This window comes from Bacteroidota bacterium (assembly GCA_039714315.1).
Taxonomy (GTDB): Bacteria; Bacteroidota; Bacteroidia; order Flavobacteriales; family JADGDT01; genus JADGDT01.
This window is the reverse complement of sequence record JBDLJM010000251.1, coordinates 1-2,486: the sequence shown is the minus strand read 5'-3', so window position 1 is coordinate 2,486 and position 2,486 is coordinate 1. Positions and strand designations below refer to the sequence as shown.

Here is a 2,486-nt window from a genome sequence, read left to right as displayed (position 1 = left end):
AAGCATTTAACTTTTTTGGGCTCTATGTTGTTTGTAGTGGGTAATGTTTCCCCTCTTGAGAGGGGTTAGGGATGTGTGTTTTTCTAATAAAAGATATTAGTTCATTTAATTCAGGTTAAATTGCTCTTATACCGGTTATAAATTAAAATTACTGGATTAAATCGCTTTATTTTGCCCATAGCTTCAAAATAAAATTAAACCGTCTAGGCTGAGCCAAGATGCTTGAATTTTCTGGGGCTATGTCAAATATAGTGGGTAAGTATTATTTTTCATCTACGTCATGTTGAGCGGAGTTTCCAAAGCAAAGCGGCGGAAACGTAGTCGCAATCGCTGTGAGCAACAAATAAAAATAAAAGTGCCAGCGAACAAAACATCTATGTCAACAGTGACTAAAGGTAATACTTATTTAACGTAATAGACCTTTCGACTCCGCAAGCTCCGCTCAAGGTGACGATGTGCTAATTTTAAGAAATTTAGAATAACTCACCCACTACAAACGACATAGACCCAATTTTCTTTCCAGTAAATTTAAATCACAACTGGTATTAAACAAGCATATAAAGTAACAATCTTCACAATTCACACACACCCAATTTTTATAAGCCCGGGGCTTTAAAAAATAAGTATGTGTGAAAATCGTGATTTAATCAGTGCCCGGGTGCAAAGCTCCGCAATATATTCGCCAGGATAGCAGCGGCAGCCTTTGTTTGGGATAGCATGTGAGAAAAATATTTTGGCGGCTGAGTCTTAGCGAAGACCCCGAAATATTATTTTCGAACTGCTATGCCGGACAAAGCTATAGCGGAGAACCGGAAATAGCGCCAAAAAATATCTGCATATAAAACCAAATCACTAAAAATCAATCTCCACCTCATACATCTTATCCCAGTTTTTCCCGGTAATAAGAAAATTACCGTTTTTTAAACGGGCAATACCATTCAACACACCCTGTCTTTTATGAATATCGGCCAGTTTTTTAAAATCAATTTCATACAAATTCTCACCCGAATTTACATCAATCCCATAAACAACAGAGTTATCTAAACTGTTGGCAAGAATCAAATCATCTACATGTTCGAGTTCATTTAAATATTTTAGTTTTCCCCTATTATTATAAACCTGAAGAATTTTACTAATTGAATAATCATCCGGATTCAAAAAAAACAGGCTATTACTTCCATCGGATATAATAAGATGCTTCCCGTTATTGGTAAGGCCCCATCCTTCAAAATCTATTGGTGTTTTTTTTCTGTTTATCAATTCTAAATTTTCAGGATTAAACTTAAAAATCAGGTGCTCCCTCCATGATAGTACATAAAGATTATTACCCAAAACAGTTAATCCCTCTGCAAAAACATCATCGTCAAAACTATATTCTAACTTCTTATTCGGCATATCCAGTGAATACCTGAATAATTTCGACTTTTTATACTGTCCGCCGCTTTCGTATATCTTACCTGAAAACAATTCCAGGCCCTGTGTAAATACATCCGGATTATGGTGATACTCCTTTATTATTCTATAATCCAAATCCACAGGTGCTTCAATCGGGTATACTACAACCTTACGTGTTATTTTTTTATTCTCACCTTCAGCAGTAAACTCCAGGTTGTTTACCCCAATATTAAACATCTTCCTGTCAACAATAATATAGCTGTCTGCCTCAGCAGCTTCACCGTTCACATTAAGTTCAAATCCTACCGATTCTGAAACCGGTAAAGTATCGCCATAATGGTATTTTGCCGAAGAGCTAATCTTCTTAAACGGACGTTCGCTATTGGAGCACGAATTAAGAAGTATCAGTATTATGATTATTGAAGTAGAAAAAATCTTTGACAGCATAATTATAAATAAATTAGGATTTCATTAAACTTTTCAGCTTAAAAGAGAGCAACCAGGCTAATAAGCCTATTCCTCCAACTATATACCATGTGGATGAGAATCCGAATTTTTCTATCCACATAAAACCAAATTTTGCACTGAGCAAATGCGCTAAAGAAAATGAAACAGTATAGAGTGCCATATAAACTCCTTCCTTACCTTTAGGCGAACTTGTCATAGCTATTGCATTTGTGAATGGAAAACCAAACATTTCACCAATAGTAATTAAGAGCATATTTACTATTAGTATCCAGATTCCGCCACCCGAAATATTAAATACAAAATAACTAATTGCTATCAATAACAAACTATATTGAATGATCTTTATTTTAGAGAGCTGTCTGTTTTCAACTTCATAAACCAAAGGCATCTCCAGAAAGAATATCATTAGCCCGTTCATAGCCAAAAGCAATCCTATCTGACCTTCATCTAAATTAAATACATCGCGGTAAAATATTGGCACTGTCGAAAATACAAGGTTAGAAAAGGTATTACCATTGTTCCGGCCCTGTTAATAAAAGTTATTAACGACAGCCACCACACTTCGGCAGATAAATCCCTAAAGCTGTTAAAGTAATATCGATGTATTTTTTTAATCATTTAAA

At 35.1% G+C, this 2,486-nt stretch carries 1 protein-coding gene and 1 pseudogene; both read right to left on the bottom strand.

The window, feature by feature from the left end; all coding sequences use genetic code 11:
• Positions 1-852 precede the first annotated feature (852 nt).
• Positions 853-1,842 (bottom strand): glutaminyl-peptide cyclotransferase, encoded by a 990-nt coding sequence (locus tag ABFR62_14070; protein ID MEN8139544.1) that lies wholly within the window; start codon positions 1,840-1,842, stop codon positions 853-855.
• Positions 1,843-1,855: 13 nt separating this feature from the next.
• A pseudogene (locus tag ABFR62_14065) lies at positions 1,856-2,353 on the bottom strand (MFS transporter).
• Positions 2,354-2,486 lie beyond the last annotated feature (133 nt).

Excerpts from the sequence above, each read along its gene's own strand:
- ABFR62_14070 (MEN8139544.1), bottom strand. The coding sequence starts at position 1,842 with ATGCTGTCAAAGATTTTTTCTACTTCAATAATCATAATACTGATACTT.